At 67.6% G+C, this 2187-nt stretch carries 3 protein-coding genes and 1 pseudogene; all 4 read left to right on the top strand.

Features of this window, described 5'->3' with window-relative positions; translation table 11 throughout:
- A partial coding sequence (locus tag NW75_RS20755; protein WP_443024509.1) for an HK97 family phage prohead protease occupies positions 1–490 on the top strand: 490 nt, incomplete at its 5' end.
- A complete protein-coding gene (locus NW75_RS20750) occupies positions 483–680 on the top strand; it encodes a cold-shock protein (RefSeq protein WP_033967313.1) in 198 nt (65 codons plus the stop codon). The genes NW75_RS20755 and NW75_RS20750, both read left to right, overlap by 8 nt.
- A gap of 176 nt (positions 681–856) precedes the next feature.
- On the top strand, positions 857–1849 hold the full coding sequence (locus NW75_RS20745; protein WP_033967312.1) for a phage major capsid protein: 993 nt from the start codon (positions 857–859) through the stop codon (positions 1847–1849).
- Between the two features lie 108 nt (positions 1850–1957).
- Positions 1958–2187, top strand: a pseudogene (locus tag NW75_RS20740) (head-tail connector protein); the annotation flags it as partial.

The raw sequence follows: 2187 nt of genomic DNA, 5'->3' as shown, positions 1-2187 counted from the left end.
CCACCCCCCACGCCCCTCCCTTCAGGGAGGGGAGGACGGAGGGAGCTTGCGCTTCGCTGGCTACGCCGCAATCTTCGACCGGGTCGATCGCGGTGGCGACGTGATCCGCGCGGGCGCGTTCGGGGCGGACGTACCGGTGGTGCCGTTATTGTGGCAGCATCGCGGGCGCGCAATCGGCACAATCGAGCGGATCGCGCCCGACCAGCGCGGGCTGCGTGTGATCGGGCGGATCGACGATGCGCGCGTGGCGGGGTTGGTTCGGGGCGGGGCGCTGAACGGATTGTCGATCGGCTTTCGCGCGCGCGGTGCGGTGCGGGGGCGGGTGCGCGAGCTGACTGCGGTCGACCTGGTCGAAGTCAGCCTGGTCGCGCAGCCGATGCAGCCGCTGGCCCGGGTGCATATGGTGGAGGAGCGTGCTACGATGCCGCCTCCAGACTTGGTTCCCGATCCTCGGCAGCCGCGCGCGGACGAGGAGAGCGATCATGGCTGACGGCACCATCAAGCGACTGACCGACAAGGGTTTCGGCTTCATCGCCGATGCGAGCGGCAAGGACCTGTTCTTCCACATGTCGAGCGTCGAGGGCGTCCGCTATGAGGATCTGCGCGAAGGCGAGACGGTCACGTTCGACGTCGGCCAGGGCCCCAAGGGTCCGCGCGCCGAGAATGTGAAGCAGGCGTGATCGGCTAACCGATCCCCCATTTGATGCGGCGTAGGTGCTGCATCCGAAATGCCAGAGGGCGTCGCGATTGCGGCGCCCTTTTTCGTTTCCGAACCGAACTTTCAACGAGGAGAATGACATGGGTGACATGACCGTGGACGCGCTTGAGGCGAGCTTCGAGGGCGAAGGAACGGTGGGTGTGGTCGCGCGCGCTATTGGCGGGCGCGCGCGAGCCAGGCGGAGCGGCGTTCGACAGTTTCCTCCGCTCGGGTGCGAGCGTCGAGATGAAGGCGTTTACCGCCGTGAGCGGCGATGCCGGGGGCTATGCCGTGCCGCGCGAGATCGATGCGGTGATCGATGCGACGCTCAGTTCGATTTCGCCGATCCGCAGTGTCGCGAATGTGGTGACGGTCGGCTCGGCCGGGTATCGCAAGCTGGTGACGACGGGGGGCACGCCCTCGGGCTGGGCAGCGGAGACCGATGCGCGCGGGACGACGGCGACGCCGGTGTTCACCGAAATCGCGCCGCCGATGGGGGAACTCTACGCCAATCCGTCGGCGAGCCAGGCGATGCTCGACGATGCGGCGTTCGATGTCGAGGCGTGGCTGGCGAGCGAAATCGCGATGGAATTCGCCAAGGCCGAGGGTGCGGCGTACGTCAACGGATCGGGCGTCAACCGGCCCAAGGGCTTTTTGCAGGCCCCGACCGCGAGCACGGCGGATGCGGCGCGTGCGTTCGGGACGCTGCAATATCTGGCGAGCGGTGCTGCGGGCGATTTCGCGGCCAACCCGCAGGACCGGTTGATCGATTTGGTGCAGGCGCTGCGCGGGCCGTATCGGCAGGGCGCGGTGTTCGTGATGAATGCGAGCACGCTGGCGCGGATCCGCAAGTTCAAGACCAATGACGGCGCGTTTCTGTGGGCGCCGAGCCTGACCGCGGGGACGCCGGCGACGTTGCTCGGCTATCCGGTGATCGAGGCGGAGGACATGCCCGATATTGCCGCCAACAGTCTGTCGATCGCGTTCGGCAATTTCAAGGCGGGCTATCTGATCGCCGAGCGCCGCGAGACGGTGATTCTGCGCGATCCTTATACCAACAAGCCGTTCGTCAATTTCTATGCGACCAAGCGCGTCGGCGGCTGCGTGTCCAATTCCGAGGCGATCAAGCTGCTGAAGTTCGCGGTGAGCTGACGTCGTGGGGTGAGGGCGCGCGGTCGGTGTGCGTCCTCACCCTTCCCACTGCCTGCGGCAGCGGGCCCCTTCCCTCTCCCGGCGGGAGAGGGACTTGGAGGAACAACGATGATCGAGACGGATGGGCCGGGCGCGGTGACGCTCGGCGAGGAGGACCGTGCGCTGGCGGTGGCGGCGGTCAAGGCGGTGCTGCGCGTGGCGAGCGATGACGAGGATGCGCTGATCGCGGCCTTTGCCGAGACCGCCTTGGGGCTGGCCGAGCAGTTTCTGGGGATGGTGCTGATCGCGCGGGCGCTGCGCGTGCCGGTGGCGGTGCGGGGGGCGTGGCAGGCGCTTGG

It is taken from the genome of Sphingomonas sp. Ant H11 (genome assembly GCF_000797515.1).
Classification (GTDB): Bacteria; Pseudomonadota; Alphaproteobacteria; order Sphingomonadales; family Sphingomonadaceae; genus Sphingomonas.
The sequence above is the reverse complement of the archived record's forward strand: the minus strand, read 5'-3'. Positions and strand labels throughout refer to the sequence as shown.